Origin of the sequence: Mycobacterium bourgelatii (assembly GCF_010723575.1) — a bacterium.
Classification (GTDB): domain Bacteria; phylum Actinomycetota; class Actinomycetes; order Mycobacteriales; family Mycobacteriaceae; genus Mycobacterium; species Mycobacterium bourgelatii.
The window spans coordinates 660,234-684,161 of sequence record NZ_BLKZ01000002.1 but is presented as its reverse complement, the minus strand read 5'-3'; the positions used below and the strand labels follow the sequence as shown (position 1 = coordinate 684,161).

At 63.8% G+C, this 23,928-nt stretch carries 20 protein-coding genes and 1 pseudogene; 8 read left to right on the top strand and 13 right to left on the bottom strand.

Annotated elements, in window-relative coordinates; translation table 11 throughout:
• Positions 1-13: 13 nt before the first annotated feature.
• From G6N68_RS28095 to G6N68_RS28045, 12 genes and pseudogenes are all read right to left on the bottom strand, one after another.
• Positions 14-1,810, bottom strand: a complete 1,797-nt coding sequence (locus G6N68_RS28095) for a DUF2326 domain-containing protein (protein WP_163719416.1) — start codon at positions 1,808-1,810, stop codon at positions 14-16.
• On the bottom strand, positions 1,810-2,046 hold the full coding sequence (locus G6N68_RS32280; RefSeq protein WP_371871745.1) for an ABC-three component system middle component 8: 237 nt from the start codon (positions 2,044-2,046) through the stop codon (positions 1,810-1,812). The genes G6N68_RS28095 and G6N68_RS32280 overlap by 1 nt, the downstream gene beginning before the upstream one ends.
• Positions 2,030-2,535: pseudogene (locus G6N68_RS32275) on the bottom strand (ABC-three component system protein). Before G6N68_RS32275 ends, G6N68_RS32280 begins: the two are co-directional and overlap by 17 nt.
• Before the next feature lie 909 nt (positions 2,536-3,444).
• Positions 3,445-6,522, bottom strand: coding sequence for a replicative DNA helicase (locus tag G6N68_RS28085; RefSeq protein WP_163719415.1), 3,078 nt, complete (start codon positions 6,520-6,522; stop codon positions 3,445-3,447).
• Between the two features lie 537 nt (positions 6,523-7,059).
• Positions 7,060-7,518 (bottom strand): 50S ribosomal protein L9, encoded by a 459-nt coding sequence (gene rplI / locus G6N68_RS28080; RefSeq protein WP_163719414.1) that lies wholly within the window; start codon positions 7,516-7,518, stop codon positions 7,060-7,062.
• Between the two features lie 32 nt (positions 7,519-7,550).
• Entirely contained in the window at positions 7,551-7,805 is a 255-nt protein-coding gene (gene rpsR, locus G6N68_RS28075; protein ID WP_069420702.1) for a 30S ribosomal protein S18, read from the bottom strand.
• 45 nt (positions 7,806-7,850) lie between these two features.
• Positions 7,851-8,360 (bottom strand): single-stranded DNA-binding protein, encoded by a 510-nt coding sequence (locus G6N68_RS28070; RefSeq protein ID WP_163719413.1) that lies wholly within the window; start codon positions 8,358-8,360, stop codon positions 7,851-7,853.
• Positions 8,361-8,442: 82 nt separating this feature from the next.
• On the bottom strand, positions 8,443-8,733 hold the full coding sequence (gene rpsF, locus G6N68_RS28065) for a 30S ribosomal protein S6 (protein WP_069420700.1): 291 nt from the start codon (positions 8,731-8,733) through the stop codon (positions 8,443-8,445).
• A 117-nt stretch (positions 8,734-8,850) separates the two neighbouring features.
• A complete protein-coding gene (locus G6N68_RS28060) occupies positions 8,851-9,492 on the bottom strand; it encodes a DJ-1/PfpI family protein (protein ID WP_205351541.1) in 642 nt (213 codons plus the stop codon).
• Positions 9,489-11,135, bottom strand: coding sequence for a glycosyltransferase family 87 protein (locus tag G6N68_RS28055; protein ID WP_163719411.1), 1,647 nt, complete (start codon positions 11,133-11,135; stop codon positions 9,489-9,491). Before G6N68_RS28055 ends, G6N68_RS28060 begins: the two co-directional genes overlap by 4 nt.
• Complete coding sequence (locus G6N68_RS28050; protein ID WP_163719410.1) at positions 11,132-13,642, bottom strand: transglycosylase domain-containing protein; 2,511 nt, start codon at positions 13,640-13,642, stop codon at positions 11,132-11,134. Before G6N68_RS28050 ends, G6N68_RS28055 begins: the two co-directional genes overlap by 4 nt.
• A complete protein-coding gene (locus G6N68_RS28045) occupies positions 13,635-14,087 on the bottom strand; it encodes a DUF5318 family protein (RefSeq protein WP_163719409.1) in 453 nt (150 codons plus the stop codon). Before G6N68_RS28045 ends, G6N68_RS28050 begins: the two co-directional genes overlap by 8 nt.
• Before the next feature lie 112 nt (positions 14,088-14,199).
• Here G6N68_RS28045 and G6N68_RS28040 point away from each other — a divergent pair, with 112 nt between their 5' ends.
• The 8 genes from G6N68_RS28040 to G6N68_RS28005 all read left to right on the top strand — a co-directional run bounded on the left by G6N68_RS28040 (position 14,200) and on the right by G6N68_RS28005 (position 20,974).
• Positions 14,200-15,066: a DUF1707 SHOCT-like domain-containing protein gene (locus G6N68_RS28040; protein ID WP_163719408.1), complete on the top strand. Its 867-nt coding sequence runs from the start codon at positions 14,200-14,202 to the stop codon at positions 15,064-15,066.
• 175 nt (positions 15,067-15,241) lie between these two features.
• Positions 15,242-15,784, top strand: a complete 543-nt coding sequence (locus tag G6N68_RS28035) for a PadR family transcriptional regulator (RefSeq protein ID WP_163719407.1) — start codon at positions 15,242-15,244, stop codon at positions 15,782-15,784.
• Between the two features lie 64 nt (positions 15,785-15,848).
• Entirely contained in the window at positions 15,849-16,958 is a 1,110-nt protein-coding gene (locus G6N68_RS28030) for an inositol-3-phosphate synthase (protein ID WP_163719406.1), read from the top strand.
• A gap of 146 nt (positions 16,959-17,104) precedes the next feature.
• The gene (locus G6N68_RS28025) at positions 17,105-18,019 is read left to right on the top strand and encodes an Rv0045c family esterase (protein ID WP_240355953.1); all 915 of its coding nucleotides are present in this window, start codon (positions 17,105-17,107) and stop codon (positions 18,017-18,019) included.
• A gap of 15 nt (positions 18,020-18,034) precedes the next feature.
• A complete protein-coding gene (locus G6N68_RS28020; RefSeq protein WP_163719404.1) occupies positions 18,035-18,820 on the top strand; it encodes an LLM class F420-dependent oxidoreductase in 786 nt (261 codons plus the stop codon).
• 155 nt (positions 18,821-18,975) lie between these two features.
• Positions 18,976-19,704, top strand: coding sequence for a GntR family transcriptional regulator (locus G6N68_RS28015; protein ID WP_163720012.1), 729 nt, complete (start codon positions 18,976-18,978; stop codon positions 19,702-19,704).
• Between the two features lie 49 nt (positions 19,705-19,753).
• Positions 19,754-20,263 (top strand): MarR family winged helix-turn-helix transcriptional regulator, encoded by a 510-nt coding sequence (locus tag G6N68_RS28010; RefSeq protein ID WP_163719403.1) that lies wholly within the window; start codon positions 19,754-19,756, stop codon positions 20,261-20,263.
• 30 nt (positions 20,264-20,293) lie between these two features.
• The gene (locus G6N68_RS28005; protein ID WP_163719402.1) at positions 20,294-20,974 is read left to right on the top strand and encodes an SDR family oxidoreductase; all 681 of its coding nucleotides are present in this window, start codon (positions 20,294-20,296) and stop codon (positions 20,972-20,974) included.
• Between the two features lie 29 nt (positions 20,975-21,003).
• Here G6N68_RS28005 and leuS read toward each other — a convergent pair whose 3' ends face one another.
• On the bottom strand, positions 21,004-23,916 hold the full coding sequence (gene leuS / locus G6N68_RS28000) for a leucine--tRNA ligase (RefSeq protein WP_163719401.1): 2,913 nt from the start codon (positions 23,914-23,916) through the stop codon (positions 21,004-21,006).
• Between the last annotated feature and the right edge of the window lie 12 nt (positions 23,917-23,928).

Below are 23,928 nucleotides of genomic sequence, written 5' to 3'. Positions count from 1 at the left end.
AAGGACCGCTTCGTTACCACGCAGGCATCTTGAACAGGCGACCATCATCGCCCTCGTCATGGAGAAGTGCAACGATTTCGCCCTTTTCTAGAGTGCCTGGCGACTCGCCGAGGGGAGCTGGCAGATCTGTGTTAAGCACAGAGATGATCGGCTGAATACCGAGTTGCGCGTAGCTCCGGAACACTCCGATCAATTTCTCGCGTTTTCGGGGTTCAAGTTGCTCTAAAGCGCCGTCGTGATACACGAATCTAGGAAAGGCAACATCGAGGTTCGAACGAAGCAATGCCAGGTCGAAAGCAATGCAGAGAAGTTTCTTATATGAGGTCCCGTGGTCACCGCTTGTTGCAATTCCAGAATTGCCGATGAATTCTGCGGTGAAGTCCAGTCCGCCTGCCGTGTTCATGCGGACTGCCAGAATGGCGTCTTGGCCTAGTACCTCGTGGACGATCTCGGTGAAGAAGCGGCGAAGTTCAGCGAACCGACTTGACTCGTCCTTGCTCACGGCCTCGATGTCGGCCTCTACAGCAGTCATTAGCTGGCCATACTCCTCTGATAATGTTCGCTTATCCCGCCTCAGTTCCATCAGCCTGGTGGCTGCGCTTCGGCGCGCGTCGAGCGTGGCCAGCTCCGCTTGGTCACGGGCAACCTCTCGTGAAAGCTCCCGAAATTTCGCCAGTGAGTCAGACTCGCGGAGAAACTCGAGTGACTCTGTGCGTGATTGGTTGAGTTCGTCGAGTTGCGAGGTCATTTCCTCGACACGGGTCGCCGCTTGCTGTTGCTGCTCTAAGAGAGCCGCGCGGCGTTCTGCCGTGATTGCGTGATTGAATGCGATGAGTTGTTCGTAGTCGCGTTTGATTTGGTCTCCCAGGACAATACCGGCTTCTGCGAACAGGCGTTCCGCCTCGGCAGGCCGAAATAGGATCTGTTGCTCCCCAAGGGACTCCTCGATTCTGGAGATCAGCTGGGTGAGTCTGTAAAACTCTTCGTTAAGGGAGGCGATCTGACTCTCAACGTGTTCGACAACCGCAGTCGCCCGGCGGCGGTCTTCCTCGCCGAACTGGAAGCTCTCCAGTGCAGCTGATTTCGCATCGACTTCGCGTCGCTTGACCGCTATAAGTCCGTCGATCAGAGAGACGTCGACTTCGTCGCCGCCCCACTCCCGCGTCAGCTCACTCAACCTGACCTCGGCGGCAGTCAGTTCCTCGCGCTTCTCGTAAAGCTCGATGACTGGCTGGGCCGTCAGCCCGAGCAGGTGCGCCACGAAAGGCTTCCAGTCCTGGTGCTTACCGGAGAACTTGCCCAACTGGAATACGTCAAGGTAGTCCTTTTGGGCTCGAATGAGGTAACCAACGACTTTGCGGTACGGCCATGGTTGAAGGCGTTCAAAATCGAGTATTCCGTTCAAAAGAGTCTTGGCTCGCCCGAAGGGAAGGCCCACATGATCCCAGTGAGACATTTTGAGGACGGACGCGTCGTCGATCGGAGCATCGGAGCGGAGAAAATCTACCTTCGAGCCGGGATCGACCGGCCGGGCTATTGTGAGGAATTTTCCGTCTCCGAGCTCAACTTCCAGATAGAACGTGAACAGAGCAAACCTATCAAAATGCTTGAACAGGAAAAATGAATTTGACTTCCCCTTAAGAAGACAAAAGTCGATTAGTTCCCCTACGGTGGTCTTCCCTAAGTTATGGGTATCGAGCATTTGGTTTTCCGGAACACGGATCTCGGCCAGTACTGTGGAGAGGCCGGGGTTGAACGCGATTGCAGAGAATACATTCGGCTGATTCGAATACAGGCGTCGTAACTTCATCACTGCCCCGTGTACTCGAATACGTCTGCAGTCGGTCGATACTCGACGAGGCCCAAGAGGTAGAGAAGGCTCACGGCAGGGGCGAACAAATAATCCGCGCCAATTGCCCGCTTATCGATGGCCTTTTTGAGATCGTCAAACTTGACGGCGCGGTTACGGCGGAGTTCCCGTAAAAGCACGGTTGCGGCCGCCAACGTGGTTTGATCTGGGTGTGAGTGCTTACTGGGCCGCAGCATCGGGCGTATCTCCGATGTCACAGTGCCAATACATGTAAAAGACAAGTGCCCGAGTCAACCGCTTATGGCGAGCGAGAACCCCATCGCGCTTAAACAACAGGTCAACCAGGTAGTTATACACGTGATCGAAAGACTGATACTTCTGTCTATGGCGATAATCTTTAACTGAAAGTCGTCCACCGCAGACTCATAGAGCATTCTAATTTCATTGTTCCCAGGATCAGCTAGGAAGGATTCAATTTGGCGAGTCTCGATCAAATAGCGCTTGGAAAGCGCCTCCGCGAACTCCAAGGTCATCTGGTTGAGTCGGTTTTTCTCCGCATACGACACCCGCTCGACAGGCACCTGAGTGCCAACAGGTGGCGGTGTCGAGAGCACCGCGGAGATAGCGAGGATCACCTCGGCGCAATCCTGGCTGGATGCGATCAGCGGCCCATCGGCTGGGATGATTCGCGCTAGCGTGATCAGGTCGCGATGCTCGTGAAGCATTTGATCCAAATACTCAAGACCGGCGAGAAAGACACGCTCCTCGGCGATTCCGACCTCGGTCGCGATCCGCTTCGTAAGTTCTGATGCTGTGATGGCCCCGAGCCGACGGTTGCTGAAGAGGATATAATTATCCAGGTCTCCGGCTTGGACGAGGTTCTTGATCCGTACGAGCTCCTTTGTGAGGACGGAACTCTCCGCCGAGCCACTGAAGTCGGGATCGCTGTAGTGAGCATTTAGGGCATTTGTGTGCTTCGCCTGGCCGACTGTCTTTCCCGTCCACGGTTTCGTGGAGCTGGGGAAACGCTCGGCGGTCCCGTTGAATAGGGCGTCGCGTCCACCGTCGCGGCCCGCTGCGAAGTCCTGAACCCCGGCGCCGAACAACTTCCGCATTACCTGAACCACGAGTCTCTCGAACTGGCTGTCGTCCAGATCTTCATACTCGTAGCCCATTCGCACATGCTATCGCCGCGCAAGTCTCATACAGGGCGTGGGGACGGTAGCGCCGCGATTACTATCCAGCCATTTGACGCGCGGGGCGCGGAAGGGCGTGTCTCGGTGTGGCACGACGTTCTTGCGACACAACGCCACTCGCAGGGACCGGAGGAGTAGCAGTATGTCTTGTTCCCATCGGCGTCCGCCGTGACAAGTTCGTGCGACATATGACAACCACATGACAACTCCGCCGGGAATATGACACGCAGGTTGAGAACCTACAGCCACCGAAGCAGCCCAATCACGGCTCCAAGCACTCAGCGAATCACCATGATCTTCCACCCACGCAGCCACTCAAGGCATTCGACACGCCGCAGCAATGAAAGTCGAATCTCACCGCTCAGTTATATATGACATCCACATGTCATCACGGATGAGAATATGACACTGGGAATGAGAACCCACACGGTGGCGAACTCACCTCGCCATATTGGTAAACCGCGACAAATGCAGTTGGTGCGCGACGGTCACCGTCTTGGTCGGGCCGTTACGGTGTTTGGCCAGAATGAAATCCGCTTCTCCCCCACGCGGATCGTCGCGATCAAATGCGTCGGGCCTATTCAAAAGAATGACCATGTCCGCATCTTGTTCTAGCGAGTTATGTAGGCTAACTAAGTTTGCGACGAAATTGTGGGTGCCGTCGACGGTCCCGTCGTAAACGTCGTGTTCCCCGATGCTGGTGATCTCGACGATCGCGTCCCAATAGACATCGCTAGTTGCCAATGCGTGGATGTCGCGATCTTCTAGGACCGAGGCCGCACGGTGCAGCCTGGATCGACTGGGCGCGTGTTTCCACATGGCTGATCCGCAGAACTGACTGCTCATCGCGGCGGCAAACTGTCGGTGGGTCATCTTCTTGTCGGACAGGACTTTCCGGACTTGCGCCCAAACTTCTTGCGGCACGGTGTCGAGATTTGGGTTGCGAACCACCATCTCGAGGTGAGACAAAACCTCTTGAGCCGCTATCGCTTTGACACCATGCATGCCAACGTGGCGAAGGAACCTCACCTGATTCTCCGCACCGTAGATATGCAGATGCCATGCGTCACGGTAGCCGGATTTTCGCGCGAGCTTGATCCTCGCGTAGATACCCACGCGAAGTAGCAGATGCGCCACGTCGTCGATCAGCCGTCGACTGGTCGACCCGTAATAGATCCGCCCTTGGCCGAGCTTCGCGTCCCACCGCACCGAACCGTCGGTAGCCCACAAATGTTTCAGGAACAGCGCCACCTGGTCATTGGGAGCACGGAAAACCGCTTCCGGAACAAACTTTTCGTAACTGCGCTTGCCGAACAGTCCCATTCCGTCGAGCCACTCGGCGATCGGGTTCCGCTTCCCGTGCGTCAACCGGTACGGCGCCGGCAACCGCAGCGTGGTCACGCGCGCCGCCGGGTACTCGTCCCGAATTGCGGTAACACCGAAGTGCGCCGCCGCAGCGGTCACAGCCAGCAGGTTGGCCTCGTCCACCGATGCATACCGAATGGGTTGACGCTTCACGCATGACCCGTCACCGATCATGTGGGCGAGCAGTATGACCTCGGAGTCGTGCATCTCCTTCGTGTCCACCGGCTCGGGTACCCGCCGCGGTGCCGCGACGCGGTCGCCGATCTTCAACTCCTCCAACGGAGTCCAACCCTCGAGCTTCATGAACGGGTGGTTGCCGGTGGCTTCGACTTCACGCCCCGAGGCCAGGCGCACCCGGAAAACCTCCTTGCGCCCGCTGGGGAACACGTTGGTCATCGGTCGCGCGACCATCCGCAGCTTCTCGTCCAGGGACCACACCAGCGGTCGTTCCCCGGTCCGCATCAGTTCACCGAAGGTGACTTCGGCGCCGGTGTCCGCCCGCAGGATTCGCGTCGCCGCGGTCAGGCAACCCGATTCGCGAAGATCCGACAGCATCGGCTTCTTATCAGTCCGCTGTTCAGGACCACGGTTCAGCTGACTGATCGCCACCACCGGAACCTCAAGTTCCTTTGCCAGCAACTTGAGGTGCCGCGAGAATTCGGAGACTTCCACCTGTCGCGACTCGTGCTTTTTGCCCGAGGTCATCAGTTGCAGGTAGTCGACGACTACGAGTTTCAGGTTGGACTTCTGCCGAAGCCGACGCGCCTTGGCTCGAATCTCCATCATGGTCAGATTCGGCGAGTCGTCGATATACAGTGGCGCCTCGCTGATTTCACTCATGCGTCGTGCGAGCCGGGTCCAGTCGTCGTCGGTCATCCGTCCCGAACGCATATCGGCCAGCTTGATTTTCGCCTCGGCCGACAACAACCGCATCACGATCTCGGACTTGCTCATTTCCAGCGAGAAGATGACGCTGGCCATCCGGTGCTTGATCGAGCACGACCGCAGGAAGTCCAATCCGAGAGTGGAATTGTGGGTCGGCACCATCCCCCGGCCGGCGAGATACAGGCGCTCGGGGTTGTCCACCTGCACGCAGCGCACGGCGACACTCGGCACTCGTCGCACCGACTCGATCTGCAGCACCGGGGTCAGGACGGCGGTCTGTCCGCGGCTTTCGTGCGAGCCGGCCGGCGCGATGGCGTCCAAGCCGCCACGCAACCGGGCCGAGGTGCGAACTCCGTCGCACGTCGGCCATTGGTGCTCGGCGTCAGCGACGATCGTTGTGCCGTCGGAGAATCGGATCTCGTAGCACGGGTGGCCCAGCATGACCTCGGTGGCGGCCACCACTCGCGTTGGCTGGCCGGCGGCGTCCAGCAACTCGTCACCCACCGCGACGTCACCCATGGTTGTCCAACCGGTCGGGGTGGGTAGCGGCGTGTCCAGCGCCAGCGCCTTCCCCACGCCGGGGCGGGCGGCGACGATGATCATCTGGCCGGGGTGCAACCCGTTGGTCAACTCGTCAAGTTCGGTGAAGCCGGTCGGCACGCCACGTGCAATCCCGCCGTTGGACGCGATCGCGTCGATCTCGTCCATCGTCGGTTGCAGCAGATCTTCAAGCGGCACAAAGTCTTCGGACAGCCGGCGGTCCGCCACATCGTAGATTTCGGCCTGCGCACGGTCGACCACTTCGGCCACGTCCGCGCCCTCGGCGCCCGCATACCCGTACTGCACTACCCGCGTGCCGGCTTCCACCAGCCGCCGCAGCAGCGCCTTCTCGGCGACGATGCCCGCGTAGTAGCCCGCGTTGGCCGCGGTCGGCACCGTTGAAATCAGGGTGTGTAAATAGGGGGCTCCGCCGATGCGCCGCAGCATGCCACGCCGATCCAGCTCGGCGGCCACCGTGACCGCGTCGGCCGGCTCCCCGCGCCCGTACAGATCCAGGATTGCGTCGTAGACGCTCTGATGTGCTGGGCGGTAGAAGTCGCCGGGCCGCAGCCGTTCCAGGACGTCGGCGATGGCGTCCTTGCTCAGCAGCATCCCGCCGAGGACCGACTGCTCCGCGGCAATGTCCTGCGGGGGTTGACGGCCGAACTCCTCACTGGGCGGCGGGTTGTCCATGCCGGGGTGAGAAAGATCGTCAACGAGCGCCATCGGTTGCCACCTCCTCTGCCAAGAGCCCTGCTATCAGCTTACGAACATACGTTCGATAGTCCAGAGCATAAGCCACGGATCCGACAACCCCCACCCGTCCATTCACGCGCCACTTGCGCCGCGAGAACGTTAAACGTTGCTGGCGGGTAGTCCAAGGGGGTCTTGTTCATGAAGCTGTGCATCGTGTGTGCATATCCATCGACAGCCGTGTTAAGGCGGGTGTGGAGAACTTGTGGATTAGTGCGCAACGTTGCGACATCACCCCTGCTAGTCGCCATATAACGCCAGGTGTTTGGTGTGGACAAGAATCTCTTCGGCGTGTCGCCGCAGGTTACCGAGTCGGGCGTGTTGGTTTTCGACCAGATTTTGCTTGCGTTACGCATCGGTAAAGGACGGTGTGCGAAAGAGTGCGCAAAATAGTTCGCCAGCAAGAGGTTCGCTAGCCCCGATCGCAGCCGGCCTCGCGGCAGTTACGCGGCAGCCCAAAAACCCGGTGGTGCCTATTGGGCAACCACCGGGTGTTCGGTAAGTGCGGAGTTAGCTCTCGGCGACGACGTCGACAGAAACCTCGACGTCGATTTCGGAGTGCAGCTGCGCGACTACGGTATGCGTGCCGATGGACTTGATGTGCGCCTTGGGCAGCCGCAGGATCCGCTTGTCGAGGTTGGGCCCGCCGGCCTTCTTGATGGCGCCGACAACGTCGGCGGCGGTGACCGAGCCGAAGAGCTTGCCGGAGTCTCCCGCGGTCTTCACCGGCAGTTGCACGGGCCCGAGGGCCTCGAGCGCCGTCTTGATTTCGTTGGCGTGCTCACGGTCGCGCACGGCCTTGGTTTCGCGGGCCCGGCGGATGGCGTCAGCCTGCTTCTGGGCACCACGCGAGGCCACGATCGCCAGCCCGCGCGGCAACAGGAAGTTACGGCCGTACCCGTCCTTGACCTCAACCGTGTCGCCGACCGAACCCAGGTGGTCGACGTCGGACGTCAAAATCAGCTTCATCGTTTACGTACTTTCTTTGGGCGGCCCGGCAATTACCGCGTCGCAGAGGTGAACGGCAGGAGCGCGACCTCGCGGGCATTCTTCACCGCGATGGCGATGTCACGCTGATGCTGCACGCAGTTGCCGGTAACCCGACGCGCCCGGATCTTGCCGCGCTCGCTGATGTAGGTCCGCAGCAACGCGGTGTCCTTGTAGTCGATTGCTTGGTCCTTCTTCGCGCAGAAGACGCATTTGCGCGCCTTGACCGGCTTCTCCGGAGCCGGGCGCCGCTTGCTGGACTTGGCCATTTGTGTCTTTCTTTCCGTTCTTTACTGGTCTGAAGTTCTGTTGGGTCAGAAGGGCGGTTCGTCGTCGGCCCCGCCGAAGGAACCGGACGCCGGGGCGCTGCCCCACGGGTCCTCACCCGATCCGCCGCTTGGCTGCGCCGGTGCCTGGCGCGAACCGCCGCCTCCTCCGTAGCCGCCCCCGCCGCCGCTGCGGCTGGCCTTGTTGACCTTGGCGGTGGCGTACCGAAGCGAAGGTCCGATCTCGTCGACCTCGACCTCGACGACGGTGCGCTTTTCGCCCTCGCGGGTCTCGAAGGAACGCTGCTTGAGCCGGCCGGTGACAATCACCCGGGCTCCCCTGGTCAGGCTTTCGGCCACATTCTCCGCCGCCTCGCGCCAGATGTTGCAGCGCAAGAAGAGTGCCTCGCCGTCCTTCCACTCACCGCTCTGGCGGTCGTAGATCCGCGGCGTGGAGGCCACGGTGAAGTTGGCGACGGCAGCACCCGACGGCGTGAACCGCAATTCGGGATCAGCGGTCAGGTTTCCGACGACGGTGATGGTCGTGTCACCAGCCATAATTGCCCTCCTTGTTCGGCCTGACCTCGCCTGTTGGGATAGTCATGAGCGACTGTACGCAGCCGCGCTGACAGCGCGACCGCTAGTGCTTATCCGTCCGCATCACCTTGGTGCGCAACACCGACTCGTTCAGGCTCAGCTGCCGGTCGAGTTCGGACACCGTCGCCGGCTCGGCCTTCAGGTCGATGACCACGTAAATGCCTTCGGCGTGCTTGGCGATCTCGTACGCCAACCGCCGCCTGCCCCAAATGTCGACCTTTTCGACCGTTCCACCGTCTTTCCGGACGACGTTAAGGAACGTCTCCAGGGACGGGGCGACAGTGCGTTCGTCAAGCGTGGGGTCGAGAATGACCATGATTTCGTATGGACGCATTAGAACCTCATCACCTCCTCTGGTCTCAGCGGCCACGGCGGATTCCGTGGCAGGAGGGTCGCCTGCGTCGGCAACCGCACCAGGTTACCGGATGGTGCGTGCAGTGCAGAAATCAGCTTATTTGCGCGATTGCAGAAACTTCGCGACCCGAGCCTTGGTCGCCTCGTCGGCCTTCTCGAGTGCCCCCGAGTCGAACGGGGGTTGTGGGTCGTACTCGATGAGCAGCTGGGCGGCCTGGGCCGCCTCGCGATCGACCAACAGCTCGACGAGCCGCAAAGCCATGTCGATGCCGCTGGACACCCCGGCGGCGGTGATGATCCGCTGCGGCAGGTGCTCGACGACGCGGTCTGGCACATAACGCGCCCCCAACGCGTTGAGGCGGTCCGCGGAGCCCCAGTGCGTCGTGGCGGTGAGTCCGTCGAGCAGGCCGGCGGCGGCCAGCAGCAGCGCACCGGTGCACACCGACGTGGTGAACCTCGTGTTCGGGTGCACCGACCGGAGCCAGCCGAGCAGAACCTCGTCGTCGAGCAGGACCCGAGTGCCGATGCCGCCGGGCACCACCACCACCTCCGGTGCCGCAACTTCGGCGAAGGTCGCGTCGCACGTGACGCCGAGCATGCCGTTTTCGGTGCGGAGTTCACCGCGCTGGTGCCCGACGAACACCACGTCCACCGACGGAATGCGCTGCAGGACTTCGTATGGGCCTATCGCGTCCAGCGCCGTGAACCGAGGAAACAGCGGGATCGCGACTTGCATCATGCCTCCTTGGCGACCAGCTCTGGCTCCGCGGCAACCGCAACCGCAACCGGACGGCGCTGGGGCCTCGGACGCAGCCAGCCCGGCAGCCAACCGGGCTGCGCGTCGGGCGCACGGTCGAACACTCCCCCGCTGGGGTCGTCGATGCGTCCCATCCAACGCACGAGATCCTCGCTGGGCCGGTAGATCTGCCGAACGACCAACGCACAGAGCGCCATCACCGCGATGTCACGCAGCAGCACCGTGGTGGTGAACCACTGTTCAGGTAGCGACCGACTCTGGTTGCCGTACAGGTAATACATCCGCGGCACCCACACCAACGCGTCAATCGTCATCCACGCCAGCAAGATTCGCCGATGCGGCAGCGCGAGGACCGCCAGGGGCACCAACCACAGTGAAAACTGGGGACTCCACACCTTATTGGTCAGCAGGAACGCGGCGACCACCAAGAACGTCAGCTGCGCCAGCCGGGGCCGCTGCGGAGCGGTCAACGCGACGTAAGCGATGGCCGCACACGACGTCAGGAACAACACCGCAACGACGGTGTTCAGTACCGTCGGCGGCTCCCAGAAACCTAGCGACGGGTCGAAGCCGCGCCAGCCGGTGTAGGACTTCACGACGTTGAACAGCGAATCCATGTCGTCGCCGCGACGGGCGTTGAGCCGGAAGAACTCTGACCAGCCGCGCGGAAAGAACACCAGCACCGGCAGATTCACCAACAGCCAGGTCCCTACCGTCGCCGCGGCGGTTCGCGCGACGGCGGCGTAGCGCCCGCTGCGGATCGCAAGGACCAGCATCGGGCCCAGGAATAGCAGCGGGTAGAGCTTGGCCGCGACGCCCAGTCCGATCAGCACACCCGCAAGCACGGGCTTTCGTCGCGCCCACGCCAGCAGCCCGCCCATCGCGAAAGCCGTTGCCAGCGCGTCGAAGTTGGTGAAGATCTGAAAGATCACCAGCGGTGAGGCGGCGACCAGCGCCGCGTCCCAGATGCGGCGACCGGCCAGGCGCGCGGTCGCCGCGATGGTGGCCAACCAGGCCAGCGCCAATCCCATTGCGGCGAAATTGAAGAACATCACCACCTCGGCCACCACCGGGATCGAGATGATCTTGGTCAACGCGCTGTAGGTCTTCGCCAGGGCCATCGACACGTACTGATACATCCCGGTCAGCACCGGATACTCCATGTAGCGCACCGCAATCTGGCCGTCGTAGCGGACCTGCGGGGTGCCGGTGCTGTCCTTCTCGACCCAACTCGACTTGTACGGCAGCTCACCCCTGTTCAGCAGTTCCGCGCCGTAGAGCGGGACCGTGTCGGAGTAACACAACTGGTAGTAGGCGCGCTGGTTTGCCCAATTGGCCACCCGCTGTTCGGCCGGGCCGGTGTCGGAGCTTTGCAGGCAAGGCGCCTTCGTCGACCACCCGAGCGCGAGGAACACCAACGCGATGAGGAACATCACCCGCAGCGGCGTCATCACCCGAGTCCGCCCAATCAGGGCGTGCCGGCCCACCGGCCCGCCGATGACGTCGGCCAAAGCGGCGCCGAGAAAGTCCGTCCGACTGGGGCAGTCGCGGTTGTCCGCGCTGCGCAGGTCAGCGGCTAACGGTTGGGGCGAGATGATGGAACGTTGTTTGCGGGCACCGGTCACGGCGGCGGCGGAGGCTCGAAGGGCGGCGGCGCGCCCGGCGGTACTACCGGCGGCACCGTCGGCGGCACCGTCTGTGGTTCTGTTGGCGGCAGTCCCGGCGGTGGCGGCCCTACGGTGATCGTGGTGGGAGGTCCGACGGGAATCGTGATTCCCGGTGCCACTTCCACCGTCGGCTGAATGACGGTTTCCGACGGCGGCGGCGGTGGCGGGGGCGGAGCGGCGGGCACACCGGCGTACCCGCCGATCTCGGTGGGCTTGGGGAAGCTCTCGTTGTCGGTGCCCTTCAGGGCGCCGTCCATGGTCGCCTTCCAGATGTCCGAGGGCAGGCCAGAGCCGTAAACCGCGCCCCCCGAAGCCGTTTCCAACGGTTTGTCGCCTTTGACCGTGCCCACCCAAACGGCCGTCGCCAACGATGGCGTGTAACCGACCATCCAGGCGTCCTTGTTGTCGCTGGTGTCACCCAACTGCGTGGTACCTGTCTTGGCTGCCGCCGGCCGTCCGCCCGCGAGGTTGTGGCCTCGTGAGTAACCCGGAATGGGCACCATGGCGGCGGTCACGTTGTCGGCGACCGCCTTGGGGATTCGTTGCTCACCGGAGTCGTCCCGGGTGGAGGCATCGAACAGGACCTGCCCTTCGGAGTTGACCACCTTCTGCACAAAGTGCGGTTGATGGTAGATACCCGAGGCGGCCAAGGTGGCGTACGCGCTCGCCATATCGATCACTCGGGTCTGGTACTGCCCCAACACGATCCCGTTGTTCGGCGGTCCGCCCTGGCCGTCCTCGGAGAGCGTGTGCGCGACACCCGGGAAGCTCTCCGCGACACCGGCTCGGTGCGCGGCATCAGCCACGGCCTGCGGTCCGCCCTTCAGCTTGAGCATCAGCCGGTAGTACGACGTGTTCAGCGACATCTTGAGCGCCTGGGCGAGGTTGCAGGTGCCGCAGCCCTCCCCCTCGACGTTGGTGATCTTGATGCCGTCGACGGTCAATGGGGAGCTGTCGATCTGATAGCCCAAACCGATCCCCTGCTCGAGGGCGGCCACCAGTGCGAACACCTTGAACGACGACCCGGTCTGCAGGCCAGCCTGGGCGAAATCGAAGCCCTGCGCGTTGGATCCGCCGTAATACGCCCGCACACCTCCGTTGCGCGGGTCGATGGAAACCACCGCCGCGCGCATATCGGGGTCTTGGCCGTCGAGGTATTTGGCGACCGCCTTCTCCGCAGCTTGCTGCGCCTGCGGATCGATGGTGGTGGTGACCTGCAACCCCTGCGTATTCAGGGTCTGCTCGTCGATGTTGAACAGTTCCAGCAGTTCCTTGGTCACCTGCCGCTCGATCAGACCGTTGGGTCCGCTGGTCTGGTTCTGGGCGCGGGCGAGTTCAGGCGGAACCGTGTTGGGAAACACCTGCGCCGCACGGTCCTTTTCGGACAGCGCCTTGGTCTCGACCATGCCGTCAAGCACCCAATTCCAGCGGGTGAGCGCGCCCTCGGGGTCGACCGCCGGGTCCAGGGTGGAGGGCCGCCGGATCAGCGCGGCCAACAGCGCACCTTCGGAGACGGTCAACTGCTCGACCGGCTTGTCGAAATAGGCCTTGGCCGCCGCCGAGATTCCGTAGGCGCCGCGGCCAAAGTAGATGATGTTCAGGTAGGCCTGCAGCACATCGTCTTTGGACCACTCCCCCGCCATCTTGGTGGCGATCACCAGTTCTTTGGCCTTGCGCACCACACCGCGCAATCCGTGCTGCGCGGAACCGACCAGCGCGTTCTTGACGTATTGCTGGGTGATCGTCGACCCGCCCTGCAGGTCACCGCCGAGCAGGTTGTTTTTCGCCGCCCGGGCGAAGCCGCTGAACGAGAAGCCCGGATTGGTGTAGAAGCCGCGGTCCTCGGCCGCGATCACCGCCTGGCGCACGTGGACCGGCACCTGGCTGAGGTTGACGTCGACACGATTGCCTTCGGGCGGAACGATTCTGGCGATCTCCGAGCCGTCACTGGCCAGGATGGTGGAGACCTGATTGGTGCGAATGTCACCGGGCCGGGGCACGTCGACGATCAGATAGGCCATACCGAAGGTGACGATGGGCAACAAGATCGCCAGCGCCGCAATGATGTACGCCGAGCGTCGCACCCACTGCCAGTTGATCTGTTGAGACCACGTGGGCTTCGCTCTGGCCGTCGGACCACCTGGCCGCCGGGGCGCGGGCCCCGATGGACGGGCCCCGTCCGGGGCATCCGGAGGCCGACGCCGGCCGGCGGGCGCATCCAGGGCCGCCTTGACCTCCGCGAGCGCGTCGGGTTCCGGCGACACGTCCGCGGGCTTGTTGAGCGCGGCCTTGACCTCGTCGATCTGGTCGACGTCCGGCCCCGCGTCATCCGGGACCGCCGGGAGGATCGTGGTGTGCCTGTCGTCGGGCGGAACGTGACGACGCACTCCGGGCGGCGGACGCGTGCCCTCTTCTCCGCCAGCGCCCTCCGGGGGCGACTGGTGATGGCGCCCTTCGCTATTCACTGGCTGTGCGGGCTCCGTCCCCCGCCGCTTGGCTTCCCCGGGTCCGCCCGGTCCCGGTGGGCCTCTTAGGGGGTTGCGCTGGACGGGGTGCGCCCAGCACGTAGGACTTGACCAGGTGGTTCCAACTGCAGGTGCGGCACACCTCCACCACGTGCACCGCGAACTCCGAGAAGCGGGCCGCCAACATGACCAACTCTTCGGCGGTGCGTGCCGAGCCGGATACCGCGCCCAAGTGCTCACCGAACACCCAGGACACCAGGGTGAGCTGCTCCTTCCGGCAGATTGGGCACATCACCTGGCTTGGTTTCCCGTGAAACTTTGCTGCGCGCAGCAAATACGGATTCGCGTCACACACCTCGGTCACCCCGGTGCGTCCCGAATACACCTCCGCCAGCAAAGAGCGCCGCCGAAGCGCGTACTCCACTACCTGTCGCTGCAGTCGCACGTTGACCAGACTACGTCGCGATCCTGACCACCGATACGCGCCGACGCCGTTGTTGCGCTAGTTCGGGGGTGTTCGTTGAGCACTGTGGACAACGGACTCCTACGATCTTCCCGTGGCGAGATGGCCAGGGACGACGTCAACGCGCGCTAAGGACCGTGACCGGGAAGATGCGTGCCGAATTCTCGACAACGCCTTCAACGACGGCGAGATATCCACGGAGGAGCATCGCGAACGCGTGAGCGCGGCCACCAGGGCCGTGACGCTTGGCGAGCTGCACGACCTGGTGTCCGATCTGCAGGCCGCTCGCGAGCAGCGGCCACCAACGCCAACGCCGACCATGACGCCGGTCAGTACACGGCGGCCGAAACACACCGGGCGCGGCCTGCTGATCGCCTCGTACGCCGTGTCGGTGCTGCTGGGCGTGGGAATCGGCTGGGGCCTCTACGGCAACACCACTTCCCCGCTGGACTTCACCTCTGACCCGGGCGCCAAGCGCGACGGCATTGCGGCGGTGGTGGTGACCGCGCCCAAGCAGTTGCAATCCCTGGGCGGGCTCACCGGGCTCCTCGAACAGATGCGCAAGCGGTTCGGCGACACGATGGGCTACCGGCTGGTCGTGTATCCGGATTACGCGTCGCTGGATCGGCCCGACCCCAATGAAGATCGCAGATATCTGAGCTACACCTACCGAGGCGGCTGGGGCGATCCCAACAGCTCGGCCAAGAGCAGCTCCGAATACACCGAGGTCGACCTGAGCAAGTTCGACGTGAAGGCCGTGGTCGGAATCATGCGCGGGGCGCCGGAGACGCTGGGCATCAAGCCAGCCGACGTCAAGTCGAGCTATTTGATCATCGAGCCCGCCAGGGATTTGACCAAGCCGGGCACACTGTCGCTGACCACCTACGTCTCTACCGATTACGGCAGCGGCTACGTCGAATTCGCCGGTGACGGCACCATCAAGCAAATCAACTACCCGTAGTCGCGTTTCAGCCGAGTAGCCGCTGGTAAGCCCCGGCGAATGTGTGACAAACGGCGCATTAACAGCCGGTGGTGTTGTCCCTAATATATCGAGGCGATACGATGACGCGAGGCGTCGACGCATCGTAACGGCCCTAACTAGTTCAAGTAGCAAGCGTGCAAAGGGAGGTGAGTCGATGCTTGAGCTCGCCATCCTCGGGCTTCTCATCGAGTCCCCCATGCACGGCTATGAGCTGCGCAAACGGCTCACCGGATTGCTCGGAGCCTTCCGCGCCTTCTCCTACGGATCCCTTTATCCGGCCCTGCGCCGCATGCAGGCTGAGGGATTGATCGCCGAGAACGCGGCACCCGCCGGGACGCCGGTGCGCCGCGCCCGTCGCGTTTACCAGCTGACCGACAAAGGCAGGCGGCGCTTCAGCGAGTTGGTGGCCGACACCGGCCCGCACAACTACACCGATGACGGGTTCGGGGTACACCTGGCGTTCTTCAACCGCACGCCGGCCGAAGCGCGGATGCGCATCTTGGAGGGTCGGCGTCGTCAGGTCGAAGAGCGCCGTGAAGGTCTCCGGGAAGCGATCGCGCGAGCCAGCAGCTCCCTGGACCGCTACACCCGGCAGCTGCACCAACTTGGGCTCGAGTCCAGCGAACGTGAGGTCAAGTGGCTCAACGAGCTCATCGCCGCGGAACGGGCAGCGCCCAATCACGTCGAACAGACGTGAACCCCCTCACCAAACAGCACACGTAAAGCACGCAAGAAGTCATGAGGTTAGGAGAAACGCCGTAATGAGTGAGCAGAACGCGCCGCAGGCGTCAACCGAGGTACGAGTCGCCATCGTTGGCGTCGGCAACTGCGCGTCCTCGCTGGTCCAGGGCGTCGAGTACTACCAGAATGCCGACGACACCTCGACGGTGCCCGGCCTCATGCACGTGCGGTTCGGCCAGTACCACGTCCGCGACGTCAAGTTCGTCGCCGCGTTCGACGTGGACGCCAAGAAGGTCGGCTTCGACCTGTCGGACGCCATCTACGCCTCGGAGAACAACACCATCAAGATCGCCGACGTGCCGCCCACCAACGTGGTGGTGCAGCGCGGCCCGACGCTCGACGGGATCGGCAAGTACTACGCCGACACCATCGAGTTGTCCGACGACGAGCCGGTCGACGTGGTGAAGGTCCTCAAGGACAACAAGGTCGACGTGCTCGTCTCCTACCTGCCGGTGGGCTCCGAGGAGGCCGACAAGTTCTACGCCCAGTGCGCCATCGACGCCGGCGTGGCCTTCGTCAACGCGCTGCCGGTGTTCATCGCCTCCGACCCGGTCTGGGCCAAGAAGTTCAAGGACGCCGGCGTGCCGATCATCGGCGACGACATCAAGAGCCAGGTCGGCGCGACGATCACCCACCGCGTGATGGCCAAGCTGTTCGAAGACCGCGGCGTGACGCTGGACCGCACTTACCAGCTCAACGTCGGCGGCAACATGGACTTCAAGAACATGCTCGAACGCGAGCGCCTCGAGTCCAAGAAGGTCTCCAAGACCCAGGCCGTGACGTCCAACCTGACCGGCTCGCTGGCCGGAAAGGTGGAGGACAAGAACGTCCACATCGGCCCGTCCGACCACGTCGCCTGGCTCGACGACCGCAAATGGGCGTACGTGCGCCTGGAAGGCCGTGCCTTCGGTGACGTGCCGCTGAACCTGGAGTACAAGCTCGAGGTGTGGGACTCGCCGAACTCGGCCGGCATCATCATCGACGCGGTCCGCGCGGCCAAGATCGCCAAGGACCGCGGTATCGGCGGCCCGGTGATCCCGGCGTCGGCGTACCTGATGAAGAGCCCGCCGGAGCAGCTGCCCGACGACGTCGCGCGCACCCAGCTCGAAGAGTTCATCGCGGGCGCCTAGCCACGGGCGCCTAGCGGCGGGCGGCCGGCGGACGCTACCGCCGAGCGTCACGCCAGAGCGACGGCCGACGCGCAGCGTCACCCCAACGTGACGTTCGGCGCGGCTGCTGACGGCTCATGACGGGCACGGCTCGTAAAGTCGATGCCGTGACCGAGATTTCCGACGACGAACTGACCGGCCTCACTGAATTCGCGCTGCTGGCCGAGAACGCCGAGCAGGCGGGTGTCACGGGTCCCCTCCCCCACGTTGAGCGGGTCGAGGTGGGATCGGGTGACGCCAAGATCAGCGCGCTGCGCTGGGGCACCGCCGAGCCGCGAATCGTCTTCCTGCACGGTGGCGGTCAGAACGCCCACACCTGGGACACCGTGATCGTCGGCCTCGGCGAACCGGCGCTCGCGGTGGATCTACCCGGCCACGGCCACTCGGCCTGGCGCGAGGACGGAGACTACTCACCGCAGCTCAATGCCGAAGCACTGGCGCCTGCGCTACGCGAACTGGCGCCCACCGCCGAATTCGTCGTCGGCATGTCGCTGGGCGGGCTGACCGCAGTACGGCTGGGCGCCCACGCGGCAGAACTCGTCAACGAACTCATGCTCATCGATGTCACCCCGTCGGCCCTGCAGCGGCACTCGGAGATGACCAAGGAGCAGCAAGGCACGGTGGCGCTGATGCACGGGGAGCGCGAATTCCCCAGCTTCCAAGCCATGCTCGACCTGACCATCGCCGCGGCCCCACATCGCGAGGTGAAGGCGTTGCGTCGCGGCGTTTTCCACAACTCTCGTCGACTCGACAACGGGAACTGGACGTGGCGCTACGACGCGATCCGCAAGTTTCCCGACTTCGCGAGTCTGTGGGACGACGTCGACGCTTTGTCCGCACCCATCACACTGGTCCGCGGCGGCTGGTCGGGTTTCGTCACCGAACAGGACATCGCCGAATTGAGCCAGCGCGCAAGGCATTTCCGTGGCGCGCACGTTGTCGAGAACTCCGGCCACTCGGTGCAAAGCGACCAGCCTCAGGCCTTGACCGCCCTCGTCCGGAAGGTGCTTGACGCGCGCTGAGCTTACGGTGGACTCATGACTTCTGAGCTGCCCATCCGCATCGGCGTGCAACTACAACCGCAACACGCTCCCCAGTACGACCAGATCCGCGACGCCGTTCGACGCTGCGAAGACATCGGCGTAGACATCGCCTTCAATTGGGACCACTTCTTTCCGCTGTACGGCGACCCCGACGGCGCACACTTCGAATGCTGGACCATGCTGGGCGCCTGGGCCGAGCAGACATCACGCATCCAGATCGGCGCCCTGGTCACCTGCAACTCCTACCGCAACCCGGAGCTGCTCGCCGACATGGCCCGCACCGTCGATCACATTTCCGACGGCCGACTCATCCTTGGCATCGGGTCGGGCTGGAAAGACAAGGACTATTACGAGTACGGCTACGAGTTCGGCACCGCTGGTAGCCGACTGGACGATCTAGCCGCCGCCCTACCCCGAATCAAGTCTCGACTGGCCAAGCTGAATCCCCCGCCCACCCGTGACATCCCGGTGCTGATCGGCGGCGGCGGTGAGCGCAAGACCCTGCGGCTGGTCGCTCAGTACGCAGACATGTGGCACAGCTTCACTTCAGCGGACGAGTTCCCGGCGAAGTCAGAAGTGCTGGCGCGGCACTGCGCCGACGTCGGGCGGGACCCGGCCACCATCGCGCGATCGGCCGGCGTCCAGAACAACAGCGAGTTGATTGCCGACGCCGAGGCACTTGTCGGGCTGGGCGTCACGCTGCTGACGGTGGGTTGCGACGGCCCCGACTACGACCTCAGCGCCGCCGAAAAGCTGGTTAAGTGGCGCGACGCCCGGTAACCGCCGGTCTTCCGTGAGCCTCCCGGCGGGGATCTGCGGGCCGTTGGTTTGCGTTTGCCTGCCCTTCATCTGCTAAACATCTCAAACGACACGGCGACTCGTGAGAAACTGCGAGCGCTGAGCAGAAACGGGTGAAAGAGGGCTTCAACGCGCCGATGCCGAAAAAATACGGGGTTAAAGAAAAAGACCAGGTTGTGAATCACATTCTCAACCTGGTGCTGACGGGGAGGCTCCGTACCGGAGACCGAGTCGATCGCAACGAGATCGCGCAGGGACTTGGGGTGAGCCGCGTGCCCATCCAAGAGGCGTTGGTCCAGCTCGAACACGATGGGATCGTCTCCACGCGTTATCACCGAGGCGCATTCGTCGAGCGTTTCGACGAAGCCACCGTCCGTGAGCACCACGAGCTGGACGGGCTGCTCAACGGCATCGCCTCGGCCCGGGCGGCGGCGAACCCCACCCCACGCATCCTCGGGGAGCTCGACGCGCTGCTGCGCTCGATGCGCACCGCCAAAGATTCGCGGAACTTCGCCGAACTCTGCTGCGAGTACCGACGCACGGTCAACGACGAGTACGCGGGGCCACGGCTGCACGCCACCATCCGCGCGTCATACAACCTCATCCCCCGAGTGTTCTGGATGACCTACCAGAACAGCCGCGATGACGTGCTGCCCTTCTATGAAGACGAGAACGCCGCCATCCACCGGGGCGACCCGGAAGCCGCGCGGGCGGCATGCGTCGGCCGCTCGGAGCTGATGGCGCAAACGATGCTCGCCGAGCTGTGCCGGCGGGGGGTATTCGCTCCACAGGACGTTGCGTGCCCCACTCCCATACGCCTGCACCCGGCGGGAAACCACCTCGAACCGTCATCGATCGTGGTGTGAACGCGTCTACTAGCAAATACCCGGAGCAATCAGGTTAGACTGCCGAATTATGGCGGAGAGCGAACCCACCGCGCCCGAGGTAACGGAGCTTGCGGAAGGGTTGCACCGCGCGCTATCCAAGCTGTTCTCGATCTTGCGCCGGGGCGATCCCAACAATGTGGTCGCCGGAGAATTGACGCTGGCGCAACTTTCCATCTTGATAACCCTGCTCGATCTGGGTCCCATCCGGATGACCGATTTGGCGGCGCACGAACGGGTCCGGACCCCAACCACCACGGTGGCCATTCGCCGCTTGGAGAAGATCGGTCTGGTCAAGCGTTCGCGCGACCCATCCGACCTGCGGGCCGTCCTGGTCGACATCACTCCGCAGGGGCGGGCTGTGCACGCAGAGTCGCTGGCCAACCGCCATGCGGCCCTGGCGGCGATGCTCAGCCAACTCCCCCGCGACGACCTCGACGCCCTGATGCATGCGCTGGCGCCGCTGCAGCGCCTGGCCGCGGGGGAACCGATCGCCAACGCGGCCGGCGACACCGACCGCAAGCAGCGTGAAAGCGTTTGAGCAGCAAGTAACTTGGTAACCGCATAAAGCATGCCCACCGCACTTATCACCGGAGCCAGTGGCGGTATCGGCTCCGCAATCGCGACGGCGCTGGCGCCAACGCACACCTTGTTGTTGGCCGGCCGACCCTCGGCGCGGCTCGACGCCGTCGCGGAGCGGCTTGGCGCCACCACCTTCCCACTGGACCTGACCGACAGCGAATCGATCGAGGCCAGTTGCGAAGTGGTCGACACGCTCGACGTGCTGGTGCACAACGCGGGCGTGTCCTTGCCGGGTACCGTCTCCGAGTCCTCCGTTGAGCAGTGGCGCGCCACCTTCGAGGTGAATGTCATTGGGGCCGTTGCTCTTACGCTCGCGCTGTTGCCGGCGTTGCGGCAGGCCCGCGGGCAGGTGGTGTTCATCAACTCCGGGTCGGGACGCAAAGCGTCGCGAATCAACGCGTCGTATTCGGCCAGCAAGTTCGCCCTGCGGGCGTTCGCCGATTCGTTGCGCGCCGACGAGCCCGACCTTCAGGTGACCACCATCTACCCCGGCCGCACCGATACCGACATGCAGCACGACCTCGTCGCCTACGAGGGTGGCGAATACGACGCGGCCAAATTTCTTCGGCCCGAGACGGTCGCCGAGGCGGTCGCCTACGCCGTTGCCGCACCGGCGGATGCGCATGTCCACGAGGTGGTGATTCGGCCCTCCGGTGAGGCCCGCGGGTAGCGCCAGGGTAGGCCGCGAAGCCGAAAGAACTAGACGACGAGGTTGACCAGCCGCCCGGGCACGACGATCACCTTGCGTGGCTCCGCCCCCGCCAGGAACGCCTGCACCTTCTCGTCGCCCAACGCCGCGGCCTTGAGCGCGTCTTGGTCCGCGTCGGCCGCGACGACGATTCGGCTGCGGACCTTGCCGTTTACCTGGACCGGGTATTCGACGGTGTCGTCGACGAGGTAGGCGGGGTCCGCCTCCGGGAAGGGGCCGTGCGCCAGCGTCGTGTCGTGCCCCAGGCGGTGCCACAACTCCTCGGCCATGTGCGGAGCCAACGGTGCCAGCATCAGCACCAAGGGCTCCACCGCCGCCCTGGGCACCGTGTCGAGGTTCAGCTTGGTGAGGTGGTTGGTGTACTCGATCAGCTTGGCCGTCGCCGTGTTGTTGCGCAGTGCCGCATAGTCTTCCGAGACCCCGGCGATGGTGCGGTGTAAGGCTCGCAGCGTCTCGGTGCTCAGCTGCCCGTCGGAAGCTCGGGATTCGCCGGTGTTCTCGTCGACGACGAGGCGCCAAACCCGCTGCAGGAAACGATGTGCCCCGATGACGTCCTTGGTGGCCCAGGGGCGCGACGCCTCCAGCGGTCCCATCGACATCTCGTACACGCGCAGCGTGTCCGCACCGTACTCGTCACAGATCTCGTCGGGCGAGATCGAATTCTTCAGGCTCTTACCGATTTTGCCGAATTCCTGGAAGACCTCGACCTCGCCGTCGGGACCCGGGTAGACGAAGCCGCCGTCACGTTCGATCACCTCAGCGGCCGGCACGTAGGACCCGCGTTTGTCGGTGTAGGCGAAGGCCTGGATGTAGCCCTGGTTGACCAGTCGGCGGAACGGTTCGGATGAGCTGACGTGACCGAGGTCGAAGAGAACCTTGTGCCAGAACCGCGAATACAGCAGGTGCAGCACCGCGTGCTCGGCGCCACCGACATACAGGTCGACACCACCTGGGTCGTTCGGACCGTGCACGTCCGGGCGCGGCCCCATCCAGTACTCTTCGTTTTCCTTGGCGCAGAACCGATCTGAATTGTGCGGATCGGTGTAGCGCAGCTCGTACCAGGAGCTCGCGGCCCATTGCGGCATGACGTTGGTGTCACGGCTGTACGTCTTGAGCCCGTCGCCCAGATCCAACTCCACGTGCACCCATTCGGTCGCCTTGGCCAGTGGCGGCGACGGCTCACTGTCGGCGTCGTCCGGATCGAACGACACCGGCGAATAGTCCGCTACGTCCGGCAATTCGACGGGTAGGGCCGCCTCGTCGAGCGCGTGTGCGCGGCCGTCGCTGTCGTAGACGATCGGGAATGGCTCGCCCCAGTAACGTTGCCGCGCGAAAAGCCAGTCCCGCAGCTTGTATTCGATGCGGGCCCAGCCTTTGCCGTCGCGTTCCAGGTGCTCGGTGATGGCTTGCTTGGCCTCTGCGACGTTCATGCCGTTGAGATAGTCGGAATTCACCAGGACGCCGTCGCCGGTGTATGCGGCCTCCGAAATGTCGCCGCCGGCAATGACTTCGAGGATCGGCAGACCGAAGGCGTGGGCGAAATCCCAGTCCCGTTGGTCGTGGCCCGGGACGGCCATGATGGCTCCGGTGCCGTAGCCGGCCAGCACGTAGTCGGCGATGAAGATGGGCACCGCCGCGCCGTTGGCCGGATTGGTGGCATAGCTACCCAGGAAGACGCCGGTCTTTTCCCGGCTCTCCTGTCGCTCGAGGTCGGACTTCGCGGCGATCGCGCGACGGTAGGCGGCCACCGCCTCTGCTGGCGTGGACCCCCCGTAGGTCCACGATGGCTCGACGCCGTCCGGCCACGCCTCGGTGACCAGTTCGTCGACCAGGTCGTGTTCGGGCGCCAGCACCAGGTAAGTAGCACCGAACAAGGTGTCGGGCCGGGTGGTGAACACCTCGAGGTCGACGTTGGTACCGGCCCGTTCACCGGAAGCGAGAGTGGCCGAGAACAGCGCCGCCGCGCCGGTGGATCGCCCGATCCAGTTGCGCTGCATCGTCTTGATCTTCTCGGGCCAGTCCAGCAGGTCGAGGTCTTCGAGCAGTCGGTCGGCGTAGGCGGTGATCCGCATCATCCACTGCCGCAACCGCTTCCGGAACACGGGGAAATTGCCGCGGTCGCTGCGCCCGTCGGACGTGACCTCCTCGTTGGCCAGCACCGTGCCCAGCCCCGGGCACCAGTTCACCAGCGAGTCGGCCCGGTAGACCAACCGGTGACTGTCGACGATGTCGGCCCGCTCCCCCGCCGTCAGGTCCTGCCATGACCGGCCGTCGTCCAGACTTCTTGCGCCGGATTCGAACTCGCTGATCAGCTCCGAGATGGGGCGGGCTTTGTTGGCGGTGGTGTCGAACCAGGCGTTGTAGATCTGCAGGAAGATCCACTGCGTCCATTTGTAGAAGTCGACGTCGGTGGTCGAGAAGGTACGGCGGCTGTCGTGTGCCAGCCCCAGTCGGCCCAACTGGCGCCGGAAGTTGACGATGTTCGCCTCGGTCCGGGTCCGCGGATGGGTGCCGGTCTGCACGGCGTACTGCTCCGCTGGTAGCCCGAACGAGTCGAACCCCAGCGCGTGCAGCACGTTACGGCCATGCATCCGGTAGTAGCGCGCGTAGACGTCGGTGGCGATGTAACCCAGCGGGTGTCCGACGTGCAAACCGTCCCCGGAGGGGTAGGGGAACATGTCCAGGACGAACAGCTTGTCCTCGGGCACCGCGCCGCCGTCGGCCGGAGCGAGCGAACCGACCGGGTTGGGCACGTTGAACGTTCCGAGCCGCGCCCAGTTCTCCTGCCACGCCCGTTCCACGGTGGCGGCGAGTCCGGCCGTGTAGCGGTACGGCGGCGTGCTGGAAGCCACCTCTTGAGCGGCGTCGGCGCTACCGGTGCTGCTGGTCGGCGATTCGGTCACGCCAAACAGGGT